This window comes from Streptomyces sp. NPDC055099 (assembly GCF_053607685.1).
Window position 1 is genome coordinate 342,461 of sequence record NZ_JBSGUA010000003.1, and the last position, 22,101, is coordinate 364,561.

Annotated in this window: 23 protein-coding genes; 7 read left to right on the top strand and 16 right to left on the bottom strand. The window is 69.8% G+C overall.

The genetic code is table 11. The features are described from left to right. Positions 1-195 precede the first annotated feature (195 nt). The 5 genes from ACWFRU_RS09455 to ACWFRU_RS09475 all read left to right on the top strand — a co-directional run bounded on the left by ACWFRU_RS09455 (position 196) and on the right by ACWFRU_RS09475 (position 4,856). Complete coding sequence (locus ACWFRU_RS09455; protein WP_453685526.1) at positions 196-1,164, top strand: CDP-alcohol phosphatidyltransferase family protein; 969 nt, start codon at positions 196-198, stop codon at positions 1,162-1,164. Between the two features lie 368 nt (positions 1,165-1,532). After that, the gene (locus tag ACWFRU_RS09460) at positions 1,533-2,741 is read left to right on the top strand and encodes a S8 family serine peptidase (RefSeq protein ID WP_453685527.1); all 1,209 of its coding nucleotides are present in this window, start codon (positions 1,533-1,535) and stop codon (positions 2,739-2,741) included. An 82-nt stretch (positions 2,742-2,823) separates the two neighbouring features. After that, positions 2,824-3,387 (top strand): DUF1697 domain-containing protein, encoded by a 564-nt coding sequence (locus ACWFRU_RS09465; RefSeq protein ID WP_453685528.1) that lies wholly within the window; start codon positions 2,824-2,826, stop codon positions 3,385-3,387. Then, on the top strand, positions 3,380-3,763 hold the full coding sequence (locus tag ACWFRU_RS09470) for a nuclear transport factor 2 family protein (protein ID WP_453685529.1): 384 nt from the start codon (positions 3,380-3,382) through the stop codon (positions 3,761-3,763). The genes ACWFRU_RS09465 and ACWFRU_RS09470 overlap by 8 nt, the downstream gene beginning before the upstream one ends. Before the next feature lie 49 nt (positions 3,764-3,812). Beyond that, on the top strand, positions 3,813-4,856 hold the full coding sequence (locus ACWFRU_RS09475) for a ketopantoate reductase family protein (RefSeq protein ID WP_453685530.1): 1,044 nt from the start codon (positions 3,813-3,815) through the stop codon (positions 4,854-4,856). Here ACWFRU_RS09475 and ACWFRU_RS09480 read toward each other — a convergent pair. The 14 genes from ACWFRU_RS09480 to ACWFRU_RS09545 all read right to left on the bottom strand — a co-directional run bounded on the left by ACWFRU_RS09480 (position 4,849) and on the right by ACWFRU_RS09545 (position 16,478). Beyond that, positions 4,849-5,358, bottom strand: coding sequence for a GNAT family N-acetyltransferase (locus ACWFRU_RS09480; protein ID WP_453685531.1), 510 nt, complete (start codon positions 5,356-5,358; stop codon positions 4,849-4,851). The two genes, ACWFRU_RS09475 and ACWFRU_RS09480, sit on opposite strands and share 8 nt — an antisense overlap. Before the next feature lie 46 nt (positions 5,359-5,404). Next, a complete protein-coding gene (locus ACWFRU_RS09485; protein ID WP_453685532.1) occupies positions 5,405-6,262 on the bottom strand; it encodes an SCO6745 family protein in 858 nt (285 codons plus the stop codon). Between the two features lie 11 nt (positions 6,263-6,273). Further along, positions 6,274-7,044: a sirohydrochlorin chelatase gene (locus ACWFRU_RS09490; protein ID WP_453685533.1), complete on the bottom strand. Its 771-nt coding sequence runs from the start codon at positions 7,042-7,044 to the stop codon at positions 6,274-6,276. Positions 7,045-7,050: 6 nt separating this feature from the next. After that, positions 7,051-7,953, bottom strand: a complete 903-nt coding sequence (locus ACWFRU_RS09495; protein WP_453685534.1) for an ABC transporter permease — start codon at positions 7,951-7,953, stop codon at positions 7,051-7,053. Continuing rightward, positions 7,940-8,731, bottom strand: a complete 792-nt coding sequence (locus ACWFRU_RS09500; protein WP_453685535.1) for an ABC transporter ATP-binding protein — start codon at positions 8,729-8,731, stop codon at positions 7,940-7,942. The genes ACWFRU_RS09495 and ACWFRU_RS09500 overlap by 14 nt, the downstream gene beginning before the upstream one ends. Positions 8,732-8,767: 36 nt before the next feature. Further along, positions 8,768-9,898, bottom strand: coding sequence for an aliphatic sulfonate ABC transporter substrate-binding protein (locus ACWFRU_RS09505; RefSeq protein WP_453685536.1), 1,131 nt, complete (start codon positions 9,896-9,898; stop codon positions 8,768-8,770). A 230-nt stretch (positions 9,899-10,128) separates the two neighbouring features. Continuing rightward, positions 10,129-11,502, bottom strand: coding sequence for a sulfate adenylyltransferase subunit 1 (locus ACWFRU_RS09510; RefSeq protein ID WP_453685537.1), 1,374 nt, complete (start codon positions 11,500-11,502; stop codon positions 10,129-10,131). 2 nt (positions 11,503-11,504) lie between these two features. Further along, complete coding sequence (cysD, locus tag ACWFRU_RS09515; RefSeq protein WP_453685538.1) at positions 11,505-12,443, bottom strand: sulfate adenylyltransferase subunit CysD; 939 nt, start codon at positions 12,441-12,443, stop codon at positions 11,505-11,507. Then, positions 12,440-13,009, bottom strand: a complete 570-nt coding sequence (cysC, locus tag ACWFRU_RS09520; protein WP_453451620.1) for an adenylyl-sulfate kinase — start codon at positions 13,007-13,009, stop codon at positions 12,440-12,442. Before cysC ends, cysD begins: the two co-directional genes overlap by 4 nt. After that, positions 13,009-13,722, bottom strand: coding sequence for a phosphoadenylyl-sulfate reductase (locus ACWFRU_RS09525; protein ID WP_453685539.1), 714 nt, complete (start codon positions 13,720-13,722; stop codon positions 13,009-13,011). The genes cysC and ACWFRU_RS09525 overlap by 1 nt, the downstream gene beginning before the upstream one ends. After that, positions 13,719-13,898 (bottom strand): hypothetical protein, encoded by a 180-nt coding sequence (locus ACWFRU_RS09530; RefSeq protein ID WP_453685540.1) that lies wholly within the window; start codon positions 13,896-13,898, stop codon positions 13,719-13,721. Before ACWFRU_RS09530 ends, ACWFRU_RS09525 begins: the two co-directional genes overlap by 4 nt. Then, the gene (locus ACWFRU_RS09535) at positions 13,895-15,592 is read right to left on the bottom strand and encodes a nitrite/sulfite reductase (RefSeq protein ID WP_453685541.1); all 1,698 of its coding nucleotides are present in this window, start codon (positions 15,590-15,592) and stop codon (positions 13,895-13,897) included. Before ACWFRU_RS09535 ends, ACWFRU_RS09530 begins: the two co-directional genes overlap by 4 nt. A gap of 116 nt (positions 15,593-15,708) precedes the next feature. Further along, complete coding sequence (locus tag ACWFRU_RS09540; RefSeq protein WP_323178717.1) at positions 15,709-15,792, bottom strand: putative leader peptide; 84 nt, start codon at positions 15,790-15,792, stop codon at positions 15,709-15,711. A gap of 113 nt (positions 15,793-15,905) precedes the next feature. Further along, complete coding sequence (locus tag ACWFRU_RS09545) at positions 15,906-16,478, bottom strand: GNAT family N-acetyltransferase (protein ID WP_453685542.1); 573 nt, start codon at positions 16,476-16,478, stop codon at positions 15,906-15,908. 109 nt (positions 16,479-16,587) lie between these two features. Between ACWFRU_RS09545 and ACWFRU_RS09550 the strand changes: the two genes are divergently transcribed. Next, entirely contained in the window at positions 16,588-17,613 is a 1,026-nt protein-coding gene (locus tag ACWFRU_RS09550; protein WP_453685543.1) for a M36 family metallopeptidase, read from the top strand. Between the two features lie 66 nt (positions 17,614-17,679). Here the strand turns inward: ACWFRU_RS09550 and ACWFRU_RS09555 are convergent, their stop codons facing one another. Together ACWFRU_RS09555 and ACWFRU_RS09560 are read right to left on the bottom strand one after the other, a co-directional pair. Beyond that, positions 17,680-18,972 (bottom strand): GAF domain-containing protein, encoded by a 1,293-nt coding sequence (locus tag ACWFRU_RS09555; protein ID WP_453685544.1) that lies wholly within the window; start codon positions 18,970-18,972, stop codon positions 17,680-17,682. Between the two features lie 268 nt (positions 18,973-19,240). Continuing rightward, the gene (locus tag ACWFRU_RS09560; RefSeq protein WP_453685545.1) at positions 19,241-20,878 is read right to left on the bottom strand and encodes an acyl-CoA dehydrogenase family protein; all 1,638 of its coding nucleotides are present in this window, start codon (positions 20,876-20,878) and stop codon (positions 19,241-19,243) included. 17 nt (positions 20,879-20,895) lie between these two features. Between ACWFRU_RS09560 and ACWFRU_RS09565 the strand changes: the two genes are divergently transcribed. Beyond that, positions 20,896-22,038, top strand: a complete 1,143-nt coding sequence (locus ACWFRU_RS09565; RefSeq protein WP_453685546.1) for a YihY/virulence factor BrkB family protein — start codon at positions 20,896-20,898, stop codon at positions 22,036-22,038. Positions 22,039-22,101 lie beyond the last annotated feature (63 nt).

Sequence of the window (22,101 nt, forward strand, 5' to 3'; positions counted from 1 at the left end):
GGGTGTTTCTGTTACATACCTGTCGCTCGATAACGCTCAGGTAACGCAGGGTGGTTCTGGCATGGGTATTGACTCGTCCTGAAAGGTTGACCGTTACCCCCGGCCAAAGGTTGCACAGCCAGGTTCTTGTTCCTTGAACCAATACCTTCTTAGCGTGTGGTGAACGTTCCGCGAACGCCAGGAAGTTGACCCCACATGCGACGAGACATACCGCCCCTCGACGAGGTGCGCCGCATCACCCAGAAGAAGCGCGACGCGTGGTGGACCGTGATTCTGGTCGATCCGGTCGCCACGCCGCTCGTGCGGTGGACGGCGATGCGGACCAGGATCACGCCCAACCAGATCACCTGGGGCGCGTTCTTGCTGGGTCTTGTCTCGGCCGCGTTCTTCGCCATGGGCGACTGGCAGTGGCTCGTCGTCGGTGCGATCGTCTATCACTTCAGCTTCATCCTCGACTGCATGGACGGCAAGGTCGCCCGGCTCACCGGCACCGGCTCGGTGTTCGGCGCGTGGCTCGACTTCGTCTTCGACCGCATCCGCGTCATGGCGTGCGCGGTCGCCCTGATGGGCGGCCAGTTCCACCGCACCGGGGACGCCTTCTACATCTGGGCCGCGGTCGCCGTGGTCGCCCTCGACACCCTGCGTTACATCAACGGCCTCGAGATCTTCAAGATCCGGCACACCATGCGCAAGCAGATCAAGATCCGCATGCGGGCAGCCCGCCGGGCCGAGAACCAGGCCGAGCTGGCGTTCATGGAGGACCTGCTCCGCGACAACCCCGAGGCGGACATCGAGCAGGACATGCAGAAGGCGCAGTCTGAGCAGGGTATTCAGGAGGCCCCGGCGGCCCCCGCGCCCGCGCCCAAGCGCCAGGTCATCGACCTGCACCAGGAGTTCCGCGGCAAGTTCCCCGCGTATCTGCGGGCGCGCTCCTTCCTGCTGCGCCACCGCATCCGTACGCACCTGGTCAGCGGCATCGAGTTCCAGATGGGCGTCTTCATGATCGGCCCGCTGTTCGACGTGGTGCTGCCGGCGACGATCGTCTCCGGCGCCCTGCTCCTCGTCTTCGAGCTGGCGATCATCTACAAGCTGCTGCTTTCGACGCGGGACTTCACGCGGACGATCGATTCCTTCGAGGAGCGCAAGGTTCTGGCCGCGGCGTAGGAATCACCGGATTCGCCGAGTTCGTCCTCAAACGCCGGCCGGGCTGGGAACCTCCAGCCCGGCCGGCGTTCGCATCCTGACTGGGAGGCCTCCTCGTCAAGAAGGAGTCCGGCCGTCACAAGCCCCTTACATCTATGACGACTTGAGGGATCCGGCCACGAGGTGTCCGATCTGCCGACGGGGGCCCGTTTTGTTATTACAGAACCTTGTTGAACAAGTCACAGGTGCATGTAGGTATTGATCTGCGCGCGTCAATCAGACATGGTTTCGTCCCAACGCCCGGAGATCTTCCGGATCTCGGGGGCCGTTGCAGCGAAGTTTTGAAACCCCCCACATCCCCCCACATCACCACGAGGAGACCCCTCTTCATGGCAACTCACAAGCGTGTCCGCTCGGTGAAGCTCGTCGCGGCGATAGCCACGGCGGCCACCGCGGTCGGCGTCACCGTCTTCGCCACCTCGTTCGCCGGTGCGGCAACCCCCGCCGAGGGCAAGGTCTACGGAGCGAACGCCAAGGGCGCCGTCTCCGGCAGCTACATCGTCATGCTCGACGAGAAGGCCGACAAGGGCGCCAAGACCGACCTGGCCGAGGAGTACGGCGGCGAGCTCAAGCGGAACTACTCGTCCGCGATCAACGGCTTCTCGGCGAAGAGCCTCACCGAGGAAGAGGCCAGGCGCCTGGCCGCCGACCCGGCCGTCGGCAAGGTCGTCCAGTCCAAGAAGTTCTCCATCGACGCCACCCAGGACAACCCGCCGTCGTGGGGCCTGGACCGCATCGACCAGGCGGACACCGCGGGCGACAAGAAGTTCACGTACCCGGACGCGGCCGGTGAGGGCGCCACGGCGTACGTCATCGACACCGGTGTCCGCGTCAGCCACAAGGACTTCGGCGGCCGCGCCACGTCCGGCTTCGATGCCGTCGACAACGACGACAACGCGGACGACGGCAACGGCCACGGCACGCACGTCGCGGGCACCATCGCCGGTGAGGCGCACGGTGTCGCCAAGAAGGCGAAGATCGTCGCGGTCCGCGTCCTGGACGACCAGGGCTCCGGCACCACCGAGCAGGTCGTCGCGGGCATCGACTGGGTCACCAAGAACCACCAGGGCCCCTCGGTCGCCAACATGAGCCTGGGCGGCGGCGCCGACGAGGCGCTCGACGCGGCGGTCCAGAAGGCCATCGCTTCCGGCGTCACCTTCGCGGTCGCGGCCGGCAACGAGTCCTCGGACGCCGGTCAGGGCTCCCCGTCCCGCGTGAAGGAGGCCATCACGGTCGCCTCCTCCACCAAGGACGACGAGCAGTCGGACTTCTCCAACTTCGGCTCGGTCGTGGACATCTACGCCCCGGGCTCGGACATCACGTCCGCCTGGAACACGGACGACAACGCCACCAACACGATCTCCGGTACGTCGATGGCGACCCCGCACGTCGTGGGCGCCGCCGCCGTCTACGTCGCGGCCCACCCGGACGCCAAGCCGGACGCCGTCGCCAAGGCGCTGTCCGACGGCGCGACCGCGGACAAGATCTCGAACCCGAGCGAGGGCACGCCGAACAAGCTGCTCAAGGTCGTCGAGTAACCACTGGTCGGGCAACACCCATAGGACCGACGGCCGTCGCGCCCACCCCCACGGGGTGCGACGGCCGTCTTATGGTGTGCGGATGACGGTCAAGGCATACGCGGCGCTCCTGCGCGGCATCAACGTGGGCGGCAGCAGAAAGCTGCCGATGGCGGAGCTGCGCACGCTGCTCACCGGTCTCGGATTCGGCGACGTACGCACCCATCTGCAGAGCGGCAACGCGGTCTTCACCAGCGAGGACTCGGACGAGGACGCCCTGGCCGCGCGGGTGGGCGAGGCCATCCAGGGGCACTTCGGCTTCGACGTGAGTGTCCTGGTGCGGGACGGCGCCTACCTGAAGGCGGTCGCCGACGCCTGCCCCTTCCCCGCCGCCTCACTCGAAGGCAAGCAACTGCACGTCACGTACTTCTCCGAGCCGGTCGACACGGCCCGGCTCGACTCGATCGACCAGACGGCGTTCCTGCCCGAGGAGTTCCGGCTCGGCGACCGCGCGCTCTACCTTTACGCGCCGGACGGCCTCGGCCGCTCCAAGCTCGGCGAGGTCCTCTCGCGCCCCGCCCTGTTCAAGGGCGTCATCGCCACCAGCCGCAACTGGAACACCGTCACCAAACTGGTCGAGCTGACCCAGGAGTTGGACCGTGGCTGACCGCACCCCCGCCGTCGACGCGGCCATCGAGGCCGAACTGCGCCTGCTCGCCCCCGAGGTGCGCGCATCGCCCGAGCTGCTCGGGCAGCTGCTGCACCCGGAGTTCACCGAGTTCGGCACTTCCGGCACGCACTGGGACCGCGCGTCGATCATCAAGGCCCTGACCGAGAGCGCGAACAGGACCGGGCGCCCGATCATGACCTCCCGGATGCGCGGCACCCAGCTCGCCGACGACCTCGTGCACCTCACCTTCGACACCGAGAGCAACGGCCGCCTCGCGCACCGCAGTTCGCTGTGGCGGCTGTGCGACGGCGAGTGGCTGCTCTGGTTCCACCAGGGGACGCCGTTCACGGTGGACGGGCCGCCCGGAGCCTGAGGCCGCCGGAAGCCTGATCTTTCCGGCGCGATGTGCGAGGCTCGGCTCCATGCGCTACATCATCATCGGGGCAGGGGCGATCGGCGGCACCGTGGGCGGACGCCTCGCCGAGAGCGGACACGACGTGGTCCTCGTCGCGCGCGGTGCGCATTACGAGGCGGTGCGGGAGGGCGGCCTCCGGGTCAGGACGTCCGAAGGGGAGCTGACGCACCGGCTTCCCGTCATCAAGGACCCCGCCGAACTCGGTGAGTTGCGGGCGGATGACGTGCTGTTCCTCGCCGTGAAGACACAGCACTGCGCGGACGCCCTCGACACCTGGGGCGGGCGTCCCGTGGCCGGCGGCGGAACGGCCGGCGAGCTTCTTCCGCTGGTCTGCGCGCAGAACGGCGTGGAGAGCGAGCGCATCGCCCTGCGCCGCTTCCGTCGGGTGTACGGCATGTGCGTCTGGCTGCCCGCGACCCATGTGGAGCCGGGTTCGGTCTCGGCGGCAGGTGCCCCTTACACGGGCATGCTGCACATCGGCCGCTACCCCCGCGGCACGGATGACACCGCCCGGCTCATCTCCGCCGACCTGGAGAAGTCGAAGCTGCTCGCGCCGGTCGTGGCGGACGTGATGCGCTGGAAGTACGGCAAGCTCCTCGCGAACCTGGCCAACGCCGTCGAGGCGGTCACGGGCGTGCTCTCCGGCACCGAGGCCGTCGCGCTCTACCGCAGGGCCCGCGCGGAGGGCGAGGCGGTGCTCGCCGCCGCCGGGATCGAGGCGGTCGGCGAGCAGGAGCAGAAGGAGGCCCGCGGCGACCGCATCCGCTTCGAGCCCTTCGACGGCTCGGAACGCGGCGGCGGCTCGTCCTGGCAGAGCCTGAGCCGGGGCACGGGCACCATCGAGGCGGACTACCTCAACGGCGAGATCGCCCTGCTGGGCCGGCTGCACGGAGTGCCGACGCCGGTGAACGACACCCTCCAGGCGGTGGCGAACGCGTTCGCGCGGGAGCGGCGCGCGGCGGGATCGATGCCGGTGAGTGAACTCCTGGGGCTGGTGGCTCGCGCGGAGGAGCGGCAGGAGCGGCAGGAGCGGCAAGAGCGGGTCAGCTGAGCACCGAGGTCATCAGGAGCGTGGTGCGGCCGTTGTCCTCCGCCACCGAGCGGCCCTGGGTGAAGCCGAGGCGCTTGAGGACGGTGAGGGAGGCGATGTTCTCCGCGTCCACCGTCGCGTGCACCTCGCTCAGGGCCAGCGTCTGGTGGCCGTACGCGGTGAGCAGACGGGCGAGCTCCGTGCCCAGGCCCATGCCCCAGCTGCCCCGGAAGAGGCCGTAGACGATCTCGTGGCCGTCGAGCCAGGGCTCGGGCGACGGCTTGATCTCCGCGTGGCCGATGTAGCGCCCCTCGTGCCGCACCGCCCACACCGGGAACTGGTTCTCGGCGTATATGAGGCCGAAGATCCGGCGGAACAGCGCGTGGGTCTGCTCCACGCTCTGCGTCCCGTCCCCGAACCACCGGCCCACGGCCTCGTCCTGGAGGAGCGCGACGAACTGTTCCTCGTCGGCGGCGACATAGGGGGACAGACTCAGGCGCTCGGAACGGAGTACGGGGGTCATCGGCGTGACGGTAGGCGCACGAGCGGCATTTCAGCAACCCGATTGACTAACTCGTGGGCCGCGGCAGTCCGATCGGGTTGGGGAAGGGGATGACCTCCGTCGCCAGCACCTGCCGCGCCGGCCGTTCCAGTGCCGCCAGGAGCGTGTCCGCGTCGCGTGCGGCCAGCGGGCGCAGCAGCCGCGCCGACAGGCGGTCCGTGGCGTCCTCGATCAACTCGCGCTCGGTGCGGCCGTGTTCGGTGATGTGCCCGTCACCGTCCACCAGGCCGCGCCCGCGCAGCCGGTCCACCGCCTGCTCCCACTCCTGCTCCTCCCACCCCCGGTCGTGCCGGATGGTGTCGTGGTCCACGCGGCCCGTGGCGGCGGCGAGCACCAGTGCCTCGCAGGCGTCGAGCCCATGGTCGGCGAGCGCGGCGACATGCGCGTCGCCACGGAACTCCCGTACGCAGGTGACCAGTTGCCACAGGCGCTGTACCGGGTCGGTCCGCTCGCTCACGTCACGGTTGGCCGCGAACAGCGGCCGGGCGAGGGACGGGGCGTCCTCGACCATGGCGGCGAGCGGCGGACAGAGGGCGAGGGCCTGGTCGTCGATGCCGGGGACCAGTGCGCGCAGGGCCCGCGCGGTGTAGGCGGCGCGCTCCTCCACTATCCGGCCGGGCGACACGTACTGCCAGGCCGACGGGAGGGCCCGCTCCACCATGCCCGGGGCGAACACACCGAGCGCGGCCGTCGCCGGACCCGACTCGACCGGGCCCATGGGAGCCGTACGGGCCGCGAAGTAGCCCATCCAGAAGCCCTTGAGGCCCAGCGCCCTGCCCAGGTCGCGGCAGCGCTCCTCGAAGTAGATCACGGCGTGCAGGGGCTCGGTCCGCAGCCAGAGCGTGCGGGATCTGGAGAGGGTCATGAACCCACAAGCTAGGCCAGCACGGGAACCCGCGCCACCCGCCCGACCACACCGTTCTCGGCACATGCCTCGTCGTAACGCCGTACGAGCAGCCGCGCCAACCCCGCCGAGGGGCCGAGGACTTGGGCAAGGACGTCGGCTTCGGCGGCGCCGCGCTCGATGCGGTCCGGAAGGAAACCTGGCGCGATGACATAGGGAGCCACGGCCACTCTGCGCACCCCGAGAGCGCGCAGCTCCCGCACGGCGTCCTCCGTGCGGGGCAGAGATGCGGAGGCGAACGCAGGCCGCACGGCGCACCAACCGGTGTGCCGCCACTCCCGCGCGATTTCAGCGATCACTGCGATCGCCTCCGGGTCGGAGGACCCCGCCGAGGCCAGTACGACCCCGGTCGAGGACTTGTCGGCGGGGGTGAGACCCGCCTCGTACAACCGCTGGTCCAGGGCGGTCAGGAGCAGGGGAGAGGGGCCGAGCACCGCCGCCTGCCGGATGCGCAGGCGGGTCGGTGCCTGACTCAGGACCGCCGGGATGTCCGACTTCGCGTGGAACGCCCGCGTCAGGAGCAGCGGGAGAGCGATCACGTCGCGCACTCCCTCGGCGTCCAGGGACTCCAGGACCTCGGGGACCGAGGGCGAGTTGAAGTCGAGGAAGCCCGTCTCCACCCGCAGCCCCGGCCGCTGTTCCCGCACCCGGCGCACCAGGGCGCGCACCGTCGCGGCATGCCGCGGGTCGCGGCTGCCGTGGGCGACGACGAACAGGACGGGACGGGAGGGACGGGCGAACATGGCGGGTCAGCTCCTCACGAGGAGTCCGCGGCTGCGCAGCACGCGCCGCTCAAGGGGGCTGAAGATCAGCAGGTCGATGGCGATGCCGACGATCAGGATGAGGAGGATCGCGAAGAACACCTGCGACATGCTGCTGTTCGTACGGCCCGCTTCAAGGAGCTGGCCGAGTCCCATGCCCAGGTCGGGTGACTGCGCGATGATCTCCGCGGCCATCAGCGAGCGCCAGGAGAACGCCCAGCCCTGCTTCAGGCCCGCCAGATAGCCGGGCAGCGCGGCGGGCATGACGATGTGCCAGGTGTGACGCAGCCCCGTCGCGCCCAGCGTGCGGCCGGCCCGCAGGAACAGCGGGGGCACCTGATCGACGCCCGCGACCAGGCCGTTGGCGATCGAGGGGACCGCGCCGAGCAGGATCACCGCGTACATCATCTGGTCGTTGAGGCCGAGCCAGATCACGGCCGGCGGCACCCAGGCCACCGACGGAAGCGACTGCAGGCCCGACAGGATGGGACCGATGGCCGCCCTGATGAACCGCACCCGGGCCACGATCAGACCGAGCGGCGTACCGATGGCGAGCGCCATCAGGAAGCCGAGCAGGCCCCGCGACACGGACGTCCAGACGTACTCCAGGAGCGTGCCCTGGAGCCAGGCTTCCTGGACCTCGTCCCAGACGGCGGAGGGCGCGGGCAGCTTGTAGGAGTCGGTGACCTTCGCCCACACCAGGATCTGCCACACCACGAGCACCAGCACGATGGCGGTGACCGGCGGCAGGATCTTCTGGACGAAGGTCTGGCGGAAGGGAACGCGGCGGGTCTGGACCGCGTCCAGCGCGTCCAGGCCCGCCTCCAGACCGGCCAGGTCCTGGCTGCTGTCCCTCTCGGCCTTGTCGACCGGGGTTTCAGTGCTGGCCATGTCGGCGGATCTCCCCACGCAGTTGTTCGGTGATCTCGACGGACAGTTCCGCGACGGCGGAGTCCTCGATGCGGCGCGGGTGGGGGATGTCGACACGCCACTCGTGCGCCACCCGGCCGGGACGCGACGAGAGGAGCACGACGCGCTCGGCGAGGCGCACGGCCTCGCGCACGTTGTGCGTGACGAACAGGACGGAGACGTTCGTCTCGCGCCAGATGCGGGTCAGCTCGTCGTGCAGGACGTCCCGCGTGATCGCGTCGAGCGCCGCGAACGGCTCGTCCATCAGCAGGATCTTGGCGTCCTGCGCGAGCGCGCGGGCAAGGGCCACCCGCTGGCGCATGCCGCCGGACAGCTCGTGCACCCGCTTGCCGTACGCCCCCTGGAGGCGTACGAGACCCAGGAGTTCCTCGGCCCGCTCGCGTCGCTCGGCCTTCGCGACGCCGCGCAGCTTCAGGGCCAGTTCGATGTTCTTGCCCGCGGTCAGCCACGGGAACAGCGCGTGCTCCTGGAACATCAGGGCCGGGCGGCCGTCGGTGGCGATGTCGCCCGCCGACGGCTTGTCGAGCCCGGCCACCAGATTGAGCAGCGTCGACTTGCCGCAGCCCGAGGCTCCCAGGAGGGTGACGAACTCGCCCGGAGCGACATCGAGCGTGATGTCGTCCAGGACGAGCTGCTGCCCGGCGGGTGTGGCGAAGGACTTCGAGACATGCTCGATCCGGGCTGCGTGCGGGGCGGCCGTGATGTCTTCCGCCGCCTTGGCGAGGGTGGTCGTCGCCATGGTCGTCACCTCCTGGGAACTGATCCGATTCCGGGGTTACTTGACGCCGAGACCGGCGTCGTCGACAGCGGACTTGCCCTCGCCCTTGAGGACCTTGTTCAGCGGCCTCAGGTCGTAGATGCCCTTGAGGTTCGGCTTGTCGAGGAGACCCGCCTTGACCGCGTGCTCGGCCTCGGAGTCGAGCGTGGCCGCCAGCGGGTCGTCGGTGGTCTGGATGGACTTCCATGCCGGGTCGATGACCTCGGCGGGCAGCTCCTTGCCGGACGCCTCCTTGAGGGCGGCGTTGGCGGAGGCCTTGGCCTTCTCCGGGTTGTCCTTGATCCACTGGTTGGTCTTCACCGAACCGCGCAGGACGGCCTCGACGACCTTCGGGTGCTCCTTGAGGAACTCCTGCGACACGATGATGTTCGTGATCACGAACTTCTTGTCCGGCCACAGGTCGGCCTCGTCGAGGATGGCCTTGCCGCCCTCGGCCACCAGCTTCGACGCGGTCGGCTCGGGCACCCAGGCGCCGTCGATGGAACCGGACTTGTAGGCGTCAGGGGTGATCTTGTTGTCGGTGCGGACCACCGAGACGTCGCCCTTGCCGCTCTCCGCGTCGACCTTCCAGCCCTTTTCCTTGATCCAGTTCAGGAAGGCCACGTCCTGGGTGTTGCCGAGCTGAGGCGTCGCGATCTTCTTGCCCTTGACGTCGTCCAGGGTCTTGATCTTGTCCGGGTCGACCACCAGCTTCACGCCACCGGACGCCGAGCCGCCGATGATGCGCAGGTTCTTGCCCTGGGCCTTGGTGTAGCCGTTGATGGCGGGCGACGGGCCGATCCAGCCGATGTCGATCGACTTCGAGTTCAGCGCCTCGATCTCCGAGGGGCCCGCGTTGAACTGTGTGTACTTGGCTTTCGTCGCGCCCAGTTCCTTCTGGAACAGGCCCTCTTGGTCACCGACGAGAGCGGTGGCGTGCGTGAGGTTCGGGAAGTACCCGATCTTCACCTCGTCGAGGCCCTCGATCTTCTTCGCACCCGCGGCCACCTCGGCCTTGTCGTCCTTGTCGTCCGACGCGGAACCATATCCGCAGGAGGTGAGCACCACGGCGAGCAGCGGCAGGGCGGCGACGGCGGCCAGGGCACGTCGGCCCCCGGTGGTGCGTGGAGTGCGGAAGCTGGCAGACACGGGAGGTGGTCCTCTCGTCGGCCCGGCCCCTACGCCCTCAGGGCGCGGCCGGGAAATCGGCGGGTTTTCGTCTTCGCAGGTGGAACTCGCGGGGGGTGTGGGCGCGCAAGCGGTGCGCGTACGTCACTACGCACATCGCCCGACTCCGCCCTGCCCCGCGCCGAGGGCGCCGCTGCCGACGCGGCCGCCCTCCTTCGCGAAGGTCGAGAAATAGTCGATCGTGGCCATGGTCAGAAGTCCCAGCCCTCGTCGTCCGCCGCCTTCTTGGCCTCTTCGACCGTCTCGACGGTCTCGGCGAACGCGTCGCCCGCCATGCCGGCCGCGAGCGTCGTGCCGTCGGCCGGGTCGATCAGGAGGAACGAACCGGTGCGGCGCGAGGCGGCGTACGAGTCGACGGCGATCGGCTCGGCGGTGCGGATCACGACGCGGCCGATGTCGTTGGCGACCAGCTGCCCCGGCTCCGGGTGCTGGGAGAGGTCGTCCAGGGTGAGCCGCGAGGGGATCTCCTTGACGATCGCCTTGACCGTGCGGGTGGTGTGCTTGAGCAGCACCCGCTGACCGACGGTCAGCGCGGTGTCCGCGACGTGGCAGACCGTCGCCGTGAGGTCCTGCGAGGTCTGGGGCTGGTCACCGCTCGGCACGATCAGGTCGCCGCGCGCGATGTCGATGTCGTTCTCCAGGAGCAGCGTCACGGACTGCGGCGTCCAGGCCACGTCCACCGGGGTGCCGAGGAGGTCGATGCCCGCGATCTTCGACCTCTTGCCCGAGGGAAGTACGGTCACGGACTCGCCGACCCGGAAGGTCCCCGCCGCGATCTGTCCCGCGTAGCCCCGGTAGTCGGGGTGCTCCGCGGTCTGCGGGCGGATCACGTACTGCACGGGCAGGCGCGCGTGGCAGGAGGTCAGGTCGTGGCTGACCGGGACCGTCTCCAGGTGCTCCAGGACGGTCGGGCCGCCGTACCAGTCCATGTTGGAGGACGGCTCCACCACGTTGTCACCGGCGAGCGCCGAGATGGGGATCGCGGTGATCTCCGGGACGCCCAACTCGCTTGCGTACGCGGTGAATTCCTCGGCGATCTTCGCGAAGACGGTCTCCTCGAAGTCGACGAGGTCCATCTTGTTCACGGCGAGCACCACGTGCGGGACGCGCAGCAGCGCGGCGACGGCGGCATGCCTGCGGGTCTGCTCGATGACGCCGTTGCGGGCGTCGACGAGGACCACCGCGAGGTCGGCCGTCGAGGCGCCGGTGACCATGTTGCGGGTGTACTGCACGTGCCCGGGGGTGTCGGCGAGGATGAACCGGCGCTGCGGGGTGGCGAAGTAGCGGTAGGCGACGTCGATGGTGATGCCCTGCTCGCGCTCGGCCCGCAGGCCGTCGGTGAGCAGCGCCAGGTCGGGCGCCTCCTGGCCACGGCCCAGCGACACACGCTCCACGGCCTCCAGCTGGTCGGTGAGGACCGACTTGGAGTCGTGCAGAAGACGTCCCACGAGGGTGGACTTGCCGTCGTCGACGGAGCCCGCGGTGGCGAACCGCAGCAGGGTGGTGGCCGACAGCTGCTCGGCGGAGAGCGGCTGCGCCTTGTCGGGTTCGGTGGTGCTGGTCATGTCTAGAAGTACCCCTCGCGCTTGCGGTCTTCCATCGCGGCCTCGGACATCTTGTCGTCGGCGCGGGTGGCGCCACGCTCGGTGAGCCGGGACGCGGCGATCTCGGTGATGACGGCGTCCAGCGTGGTGGCGTCGGAGTCGACGGCTCCGGTGCAGGACATGTCGCCGACGGTGCGGTAGCGGACGAGCCGCTTCTCGACCGTCTCGTCGTCCTTGGGGCCGCCCCACTCGCCGGCGGTCAGCCACATGCCCGAGCGGCGGAACACGTCCCGCTCGTGCGCGAAGTAGATCTGCGGCAGCTCGATGCCCTCGCGGGCGATGTACTGCCACACGTCCAGCTCGGTCCAGTTGGACAGCGGGAACACGCGGACGTGCTCGCCGGGGGCGTGCCGGCCGTTGTAGAGCTGCCACAGCTCGGGGCGCTGTCGGCGCGGGTCCCACTGCGAGAACTCGTCCCGCAGCGAGAACACCCGCTCCTTGGCGCGGGCCTTCTCCTCGTCACGGCGTCCGCCGCCGAAGACCGCGTCGAACTTCTCGCTCTGGATCTTCTCCGTGAGCGGCAGGGTCTGAAGCGGATTGCGCGTCCCGTCGGGGCGCTCGCGCAGCTTGCCCGCGTCGATGTACTCCTGCACGGAGGCGACGTGCAGCCGAAGCCCGTGCTCGGCGACGACGCGGTCGCGGTACTCGAGCACCTCGGGGAAGTTGTGCCCGGTGTCGACGTGAAGGAGCGAGAAGGGGATCGCCGCGGGGGCGAACGCCTTCAGCGCGAGGTGCAGCATGACGATCGAGTCCTTGCCGCCGGAGAAGAGGATCACCGGCCGCTCGAACTCGCCCGCCACCTCGCGGAAGATGTGCACCGCCTCGGACTCCAGGGCGTCCAGGTGGGACAGCGCGTACGGGCTGTCCGTCTCCTCGGACACTGTGGCCACGGTGGTCGTCATGCCAGACCCCTTTCGATGAGCAGCGCGCGCACGGCCGCCGCGGACTCCTGCACGGTCTGGTCCTGGGACTCGATGCGCAGATCGGGTGACTCGGGTGCCTCGTACGGGTCGTCGACCCCCGTGAGCCCGGAGATCTCACCGGCCGCCTGCTTGGCGTACAGACCCTTCACGTCGCGTACGGAGCAGACCTCCACCGGAGTGGCCACGTGGACCTCCAGGTAGGGCGTGCCGCCCGTCTGGTGGCGCTTGCGCACCGCCTCACGGCTGTCCGCGAAGGGCGCGATCACCGGCACCAGGACCTTCACGCCGTTACGGGCGAGCAGTTCGGCGACGAAGCCGATGCGCTGCACGTTCGTGTGCCGGTCCTCGCGGCTGAAGCCGAGGCCCGCCGAGAGGAACTCGCGGATCTCGTCGCCGTCGAGCACCTCGACCCGGTGGCCGTCCTCGCCCAGCTTGCCCGCGAGTTCATAGGCGATGGTGGTCTTGCCCGCGCTGGGCAGGCCGGTGAGCCAGATGGTGGCTCCGGTGGTCACGTGCTTCTCCGATTCGTGTCGAGGCTCGGTCATCAGTGGATCCCGCACTCGGTCTTGGCGTTGCCCGACCAGCGCCCGGCGCGGGCGTCCTCGCCCTCCAGGAGGCGGCGGGTGCAGGGCGCGCAGCCCACGGAGCCGTAGCCGTCCATGAGGAGGGGGTTGGTGAGGACGCCGTGCTCGTTGACATAGGCGTCCACGTCGTCCTGCGTCCAGCGGGCGATCGGGGAGACCTTGACCTTGCGGCGCTTCTCGTCCCAGCCGACGACCGGGGTGTTCGCGCGGGTGGGGGACTCGTCGCGGCGCAGCCCCGTCGCCCACGCGGCGTACGAGGTCAGGCCCTCCTCAAGGGGCTTGACCTTCCGCATGGCGCAGCACAGGTCGGGGTCGCGGTCGTGCAGCTTCGGGCCGAACTCGGCGTCCTGCTCGGCCACCGTCTGCTTCGGTGTGAGCGTGATGACGTTGACGTCCATCACGGCGGCGACGGCGTCACGGGTGCCGATGGTCTCCGGGAAGTGGTAGCCGGTGTCGAGGAACACGACGTCCACGCCGGGGCGGGCGCGCGAGGCGAGGTGGGCGACGACGGCGTCCTCCATGGAGGAGGTCACGCAGAAGCGCTCGCCGAAGGTGTCGATGGCCCACCGGAGGATCTCCAGGGCGGAGGCGTCCTCCAGGTCGCGCCCGGCCTGCTCGGCGAGCGCCTTCAGTTCCTCGTCCGTACGCTGGCCTTGCTCCTGAGCGGTCGTCATATCTCTTCCCCTCCACCGTTGTTGCGCTGAACTCCCTGGGCGAGCAGCCCGAGGAACTTCAACTGGAAGGCTCGATTGCACGCGGCGCATTCCCAGGCGCCGTGACCGGTCTCGTTCGGGCGCAGGTCCTCGTCACCGCAGTAGGGGCAGTGGAAGGGGGCGGCGCGCTCGCTCATGACAGTGCCTCCTCGGAGGCACGGGCCACCCAGGTGGCGAAGCGCTCGTCGTCCGCGCGCTCCTTCTCGAAGCGCTTGAGGACCCGCTCGACGTAGTCGGGCAGCTCGGCCGAAGTGACCTTCAGGCCACGGACCTTGCGGCCGAACCCGGCCTCCAGGCCGAGCGCGCCGCCCAGGTGCACCTGGAAGCCCTCGACCTGGTTGCCCTCGCTGTCGAGGACCAACTGCCCCTTCAGGCCGATGTCGGCGACCTGGATACGGGCGCAGGCGTTCGGGCAGCCGTTGATGTTGATGGTGATCGGCTGGTCGAACTCCGGGATGCGGCGCTCCAGTTCGTCGATGAGCTGGGAGCCGCGCGCCTTGGTCTCGACGATCGCCAGCTTGCAGAACTCGATGCCGGTGCAGGCCATGGTGCCGCGCCGGAAGGGAGAGGGGTTGACCCGCAGGTCAAGTGCTTCGAGTCCGGCAACGAGGGACTCGACCTGCGCCTCTTCCACGTCGAGCACGATCATCTTCTGCTCGGCGGTGGTGCGCAGCCGCCCCGAGCCGTGGGCGGCGGCCACATCGGCGATCTTCGTGAGCGTCGTGCCGTCCACGCGGCCCACGCGGGGGGCGAACCCGACGTAGAAGCGGCCGTCCTTCTGCTGGTGCACGCCGAGGTGGTCGCGCCAGGTCCCGGCCGGCTGCTCGGGCGCGGGCCCGTCGACGAGACTCCGCTTCAGGTACTCGTCCTCCAGGACCTGCCGGAACTTCTCGGGGCCCCAGTCGGCGACGAGGAACTTCAGGCGGGCGCGGTTGCGCAGCCGCCGGTAGCCGTAGTCGCGGAAGATGCCGATGACGCCGGTCCACACCTCCGGCACCTCGTCGAGCGGCACCCAGGCGCCGAGCCGCACCCCCAGCTTGGGGTTGGTGGAGAGCCCGCCGCCGACCCAGAGGTCGAAGCCGGGCCCGTGCTCGGGATGGTTGACACCCACAAAGGCGACGTCGTTGATCTCATGCGCGACATCGAGCTGAGGCGACCCCGAGATGGCCGTCTTGAACTTGCGGGGCAGGTTCGAGAACTCGGGGCTGCCGATGAAGCGGCGCTGGATCTCGTCGATGGCGGGCGAGCCGTCGATGATCTCGTTCGCGGCGACACCGGCGACGGGCGAGCCGAGGATCACGCGGGGCGTGTCACCGCAGGCCTCGGTGGTCGAGAGCCCCACGGCCTCGAGCCGCTCCCAGATCGTGGGGACGTCCTCGATGCGAATCCAGTGGTACTGCACGTTCTGCCGGTCGGTGAGGTCGGCGGTGCCGCGCGCGAACTCCTGCGAGATCTCGCCGATGACCCGCAGCTGCTCGGTGGTCAGCCGCCCGCCGTCGATCCGGACGCGCAGCATGAAGTACTCGTCGTCCAGCTCCTCCGGCTCCAGGATCGCGGTCTTGCCGCCGTCGATGCCCTGTCGGCGCTGGGTGTAGAGCCCCCACCAGCGCATACGCCCACGAAGATCGTTCGGGTCGATCGAGTCGAATCCGCGCTTGGAGTAGATCGTCTCAATGCGTGTCCGCACATTGAGACCGTCGTCGTCCTTCTTGAACTGTTCGTTCCCGTTGAGCGGCGTGAAGTGGCCCACGGCCCACTGGCCCTCACCACGGTGACGGCTCACCTTGCGCCGAGGCGCGGCAGTCGTGGGCTTTTCGGGGGTGGCAGCCATGGCTATACGTCCTTCAAGGCGGGCTGAGGGCAACGTTGACCTGCGCACTTCGCGCAGAAGGCGCGGCGGTGCGCAGAAAGGCGGTCAAACAGTGGGAGTCGTCGGCGCTGGTGCTGTCAGCTCGCCGGACACATGGCGCTGGACATGCGGCAGAGATCGACGTGACGCCGACTCACCAAGGCAATTCCAGTGCGATCCATGACGGAAGCGTGTCACGGGACTTTCGGCCCAGTCCACCACTGTCCGGAGTGTGGACGTTGTTGTCCCATCTGATGAGACATGGTGACGTGGGTCACTCCATGTGAGTGAGGTGTCACGCCCCCGGCCACGGCCCGGGCGAAGCCACGTCCGGTTCCTGCTCCACCTTCGTGTCGAAGAGCTTGAAGCCGCGCCGGAGGTAATTGTCCATCGCGTGCTCGCCGTCCTTGGAGCACGTGTGCAGCCAGACCCGCTGCGTCGGGATGAGGCCCGGCCAGCGTTCGGCCAGGTCCCAGGCGCGGCGGACGCCCTGGGAGAGCAGATGGCCGCCGATGCGGCGGCCCCGGAAGGCGGGGATCAGGCCGAAGTAGACGATCTCGACCACGCCCTCCTCCCGCGCCGCGAGTTCCACGTACCCCGCGGGCGTCCCCTTCTCGTACGCCACCCAGGTCTCGACGCCCGGCTTCCCGAGCTCCTCCTGCCACTGGGCGTAAGAGAGGGAGAGGCGGTCCGTCCAGCGGATGTCGCCGCCCACGGAGGCGTAGAGGAAGCGGCTGAACTCGGGGGAGGGGATCTCGGCCCGGACGATTCGTACGTCGTCGCCCTCGGGCGCGGCGGCGGGCAGCAGGTCGGTGGGAGCGGTCTGCTCCAGCGACCAGGTGGTGACGGTGAGGCTGGTGGGGCTCATGCCGGTCAGCGAATCATGTGCCGCGCACCCTGGCCAAAGGGGTCCGGGATGCGGGAAGATCCCGCAGCGCTCCGCCACCCCCCGCATTCTTCTACCTGGAGGATGTCCCATGGCCCGCCGCACACCCCGCGGCCTGCTCGCCGCGGCCACCGTCACCGTGGCCCTCGCGACGCTCGCCGCCCCCGCCTCGGCCTCCGCGGACCCGCAGGCCCGCGTCTTCATGGTCAACCCCGTCCAGTCGTCGGGGGACCAGACCCTCGTCGACGCCAAGGATTCCGCCTCCTCGGTCCCCGCGTCCGCCTACGCCACCGCCGCCCTGCGCAACCTCGACTCCAGTGGCGGCCTCTCCGGGAAGTGGGCGTACGTCAGATCCGACACCGGCGCCTCCGCCAAGGTCGCGGACGCGGGGAGCTATGCCCGCGACGACGACCGGTTCGAGCAGGTCATGGCGTATTTCTGGGTCAACGAGGCGCAGGAGTATCTGCAGAGCCTCGGCTTCGGGACCGAACTGCCGGGGGCGAACGACCGGGCCCAGCCCGTCCGCATCAACCAGTGGGGCGCGGACAACTCGTACTTCACCGACAAGAAGGCGGAGATCCGCTTCGGCAAGGGCGGCGTCGACGACGCCGAGGACGCGGAGGTCGTCGTCCACGAGTACGGGCACGCCGTCCACCACGCCCAAGTGCCCGGCTTTGGCACGTCCGTGGAGGCGGGCTCGATCGGCGAGGCCTGGGGCGACTACCTGGCGGTGTCGGTCGGCGCGTACGCGGACGCCAAGTACGGCTGGCCCGCCAAGGCCGACCTCGCCTGCGTCGCCGACTGGGACTCCGTCCCGTACTCGGACGCCCCGCACTGCCTGCGCCGCGTCGACAGCGACAAGACGTACGCGGACAGGGAAGGGGAGGTGCACGCGGACGGCGAGATCTGGTCCCGCGCGCTCTTCGACATCCGTGGCTCGCTCGGCGCCCGTACCGCGGACCGGATCATCGTCAACGCCCAGTTCGGCTTCGCACCGGACACCAGCTTCGAGGACGCGGCCCTGACGACGATCGCGACCGCCCAGAAGATGTACGGCAAGGGCGCGGCCGACGAGGTGCGCGCGGCGTTCCGGGCGCGGGAGATACCCGGCGTGTGAGCTCGCCAGGCCACCCGGCGTGTGCCCCGGCACTCGCCGGCGGCCGCAGCGGTGATGTGACAGCACTCAAGGCTCCGGCGCCCGGCGTGCCTCCCGGACCGCCGGAGCCGTCGAGTGCGGCAGCAGGTGCGCCGGGTGCTCGGGCATGAGCACCTGGACGTCCACGTCCTCCGGGAAGCGGTAGGGGCGGTGGGCCAGGAGCCCGCCCAGGTAGCGCCGGACGCGGGAGATCTCGGCGCGGACCGTGACCGTGCGCGCCGGGTCGCCGAACATGTCCTCGGCCAGGCCCGAAGCGCTGCGGCCCTCGCGGTCGGTGCACAGGAGGAACAGCAACTCCGCGTGCCGCGGGCTCAGTTCACGCGTCCAGCCGCCCGCCCCGCCGCCCTCCACGGTGACCGACCAGCGGCGCGGCCCCCGCACGTCCAGGACGACGCGCGTCGCGGCCAGCGGCTGCGGGTCCTCCTCGACGCGCAGCAGCCAGCCACCGGGCAGTGGCTCCACCGCGCAGGTGCCGAGCGAGGGCAGCCATGTGTGGCCCGCGGCCATGGCCTTGGGCAAGGAGAGCCGGTCCGTGGGCGGCATCCCCGTGACCGCCGCCGTCCACCCGTGGAGGTCCACCGCCACGGCGCGCCCGCCGAGGCGGGCCAGGACCGGCGCCGCCACCGAGCGCAGCCGGTCGAGCGCCGCCCCGTGGGTCTCCCGCAGCCGCGCCTCGGCGAGCTTGGCCACCGAGTCGACCAGGGCGAGCGTCGCCGGATGCATCGTGTTCAGCGGACCGCTGATGTCGACCACGCCGAGGAGGCGGCCGTCCCGGGGATCGGTGATGGGCGCGCCCGTGCACGTCCACGCGTGATGCGTCTCCACGAAGTGCTCGGCGGAGAACACCTGCACGGGACGGCGGACGACGAGCGGTGTCCCTATGCCGTTGGTGCCGACCACGGCCTCGTTCCAGTCGGCGCCCGGTTCGAAGCCGAGCGAGTCCGCCTTGCGCAGCACCGGGGAGTAGCCCTCGCGCCACAGCACCCGGCCGTCCGCGTCACAGACGACCATGATGTGGTGCGCCGCGTCCGCCACCGTGACCAGCGCGTCCCGCAGCACCGGCATGATCTCCGCCAGCGGCGAGGCACGCCTGCGCTCCTGGAGCTCCTCGACGCTCAGCAGCCGCGAGCGGACGTCGCGGTCGGGGTCGACCCCGACGAGCTTCATGCGCTCCCACGACTCCTCGATCACGGGGCGCGGCAGCATGCGAGGCCGCTGCCCCGCGAGCGACGCCTGGCGGACACCCGCGAGCAGTCGTGCGGCCTGAGCACAGTCCATGGCGGAGATCCTCGCGAGGTCGATCGTCGAAGTCACGTTCATGACCGGTCCTTCCCGAGCGGAGCCAGTGCGTCGGGGGGCGTGCACTCATCGTGCCCCCTGAGCGTCCGCAAGGGTATTGGTTCAGTAATGAACTGTTGGCTTGCAACCGTCTGCAACTCTCGCGAACGGCCATACGGAGATCAAAGCTGATGTCCAACGCCTTTGCGGCGTCGACGCTCCTCAACGGGGCTCGGGAGCGGGGGTGGTGCCGTGTCGGCGCAGCACCACCCCCGCGCATCTCCGGTCGACGGTAGACGTCGACGCTCGCCTAGGCCTCGCGCGGAGCAGCCCGTTCCACCACGGAGCCCAGATCGAGGGTGTGCGGCAGCGTCCCGAACGCCGAGCCCCAGTCCCCGCCGAGCCGCGAGGCACAGAACGCGTCGGCCACCTCCGGGGGCGCGTACCGCACGAGCAGCGAACCCTGGAGCACCAGGGCCATCCGCTCCACGAGGCGGCGCGCCCGCGCCTCCACGCCGTCCAGGTCGGCCAGTTCGGTGAGCAGCCCCTTGATCGCGCCGTCCAGGCGGTGATCGGCGCCGCGCGCGCTGCCCACCTCCTGGAGGAAGGCGTTCAGGGCCTGCGGCTCCCGCTGCAAGGCACGCAGCACGTCGAGCGCCTGTACGTTCCCCGAGCCCTCCCAGATGGAGTTGAGCGGCGACTCGCGAAGGAGCCGCGGCATCCCCGACTCCTCGACGTAGCCGTTGCCGCCGAGCACCTCCAGGGCCTCCACCACGAGCGGCGTGCAGCGTTTGGTCACCCAGTACTTGGCGGCCGGCACGGCGATGCGCAGGAACGCCCGCTCCTGCTCGCTCCCGTCGTCGTACGCGGCAGCCAGGCGCAGCGCGAGGGTCGTGGCGGCCTCCGACTCCAGGGCGAGATCCGCCAGCACGTTGCGCATGAGCGGCTTGTCGATGAGCTTGCCGCCGAACGCCTCGCGGTACGTGGCGTGGTGCACGGCCTGCGCGACGGCCTGCCGCATGAGCGAGGCGGAGCCGATGACGCAGTCGAGCCGCGTGGCCGCCACCATCTCGATGATGGTGCGCACCCCGCGCCCCTCGTCCCCGACCCGGCGCGCCCACGTCCCGTCGAACTCGACCTCGCTCGACGCGTTCGACTTGTTGCCCAGTTTGTCCTTCAGCCGCTGGATGGCGAAGGCGTTGCGCGTGCCGTCCTCAAGGACCCGCGGCACGAGGAAGCACGTGAGCCCCGCGTCCGTCTGCCCGAGCACGAGGAAACCGTCGGACATGGGTGCGGAGCAGAACCACTTGTGTCCTGTGAGTTCATAGGCACCCTCCTCCGCGAGGGCACGCGCACGCGTGGTGTTCGCGCGTACGTCGCTGCCGCCCTGTTTCTCCGTCATGCCCATCCCGAAGAGCGCTCCGGCCTTCTGCGAGGCGGGCCGCAGACCTTCGTCGTAGACGAGGGAGGTGAGCCGGGGCTCCCACACCGCGGCGAGCGCGGGATCGGCCCGCAGCGCGGGGACGGCGGCGTGCGTCATCGAGACCGGGCAGCCGTGCCCCGCCTCGACCTGCGACCACACCAGGAACCCGGCGGCGCGCCGCAGATGCCCGCCCGGACGTGACCAGGCGGTGGTCAGACCCGACGACACCGCCTTGCCGAGCAGCCGGTGCCACGCGGGGTGGAAGGCGACCTCGTCGATGCGATTCCCATAGCGGTCATGCGTGTGCAGAACGGGCGGATTCTCGTTGGCGAGGAACCCCCATTCGCGCGCCTGCTCCGATCCCGCGGTGCGCCCGAGTTCGGAGAGTTGCTCGCGGGCGGTGTCGAGGAGCGAGGGGTCGAGATGCCGTTCGACCCCTTCCGTGAGCGCGCGGTCAGACGTAAAGACGTCATATCCCACCAGGGGCGGAGCCTGGTTGGTCACTGTGTGGGTGGTGGCTGCCATGCCGCTACGGTAAGGAGGTGCACCAGGCAAATGAAACACCCGGGAGGCCGTCGGGCCGCTGGAACCGGGCCCGCGCTCTTTACAGCAACGTCTCCAAGCGCAGGACTGCCTGGCTGCTGCTCAAGGACACGGTCAACTCGTGCGTGGAGTACCGCATCCTGGGGCTTGCCGCCGAGGCGGCCTTCTTCACGCTGCTCTCGGTGCCGCCGCTGCTCCTGAGCCTGATCGGGCTGCTCGCGTACGTGGACCGCTGGACCGGCGCGAACACGATCGCCAGCGTCGAGAACAACATCCTCGAGGCCTCCCGCACGGTCCTCTCCGACAGGGGCGTCAGCCAGATCGCGCAGCCGATACTGGAGGACGTCATGCGGGTCGGCAGGCCCGACGTCATCTCGATCGGTTTCGTCTTCGCCCTGTGGTCGGGCTCGCGCGCCGTGAACGTCTTCATCGACACGATCACGGTGATGTACGGCCTGGACGGCGCGCGCGGCATCGTCAAGACCCGCCTGTTGGCGTTCGGCCTGTTCATCGTGGCGCTGCTGATCGGTTCGGTGGCGCTGCCGCTGATGGTGGCGGGCCCCGACGCGGTGGTGAAGCTGGTGCCCGGCTCCACGACGGTCGTGCAGATCCTGTACTGGCCGGTGGTGACGCTGCTGTCGGTGGTGTTCCTGACGACGCTGTACCACGTGTCGGTGCCGGTGCGCTCGCCCTGGGTGGAGGACATGCCGGGCGCGCTGATCGCCCTGGGGATGTGGGTGCTCGGCAGCTTCCTGCTCCGGATCTACCTCACGAGCACGGTCGAAGGGCCCACGATCTACGGCTCGTTGGCGGCGCCGGTGGCGGTGCTTCTGTGGATCGGTGTGTCGGCGTTCGCGGTCCTTGTGGGAGCGGCGGTGAACGCCGCGATCGACCGGGTCTGGCCCTCCGTCGCCACGGCGGCCGCGCGTGCGGCCAACGATCGGATCCGGGAGGCGCGGGCGGTGGAGATGGTGGCGCGTGCGGCTGCCGCGCGGGAGGCTTCCGCGGATCCGGACGACCCGGACATGCCGTCGGAGTTCCCGGAGCGGTGGTCCCGTTTCCTGCCGCCGGACGACGTCTCCTCACGCCTGCGGACGCATGCGAAGAAGCCCGGGGGGAACGGGGAGAAGCCGCCGGAGTAAGGGCGGTCCCTGCGGGGCTCTCCCCGATCCGGAGGGGCTGATTTTTCAGCCCCTCCGGCGTTT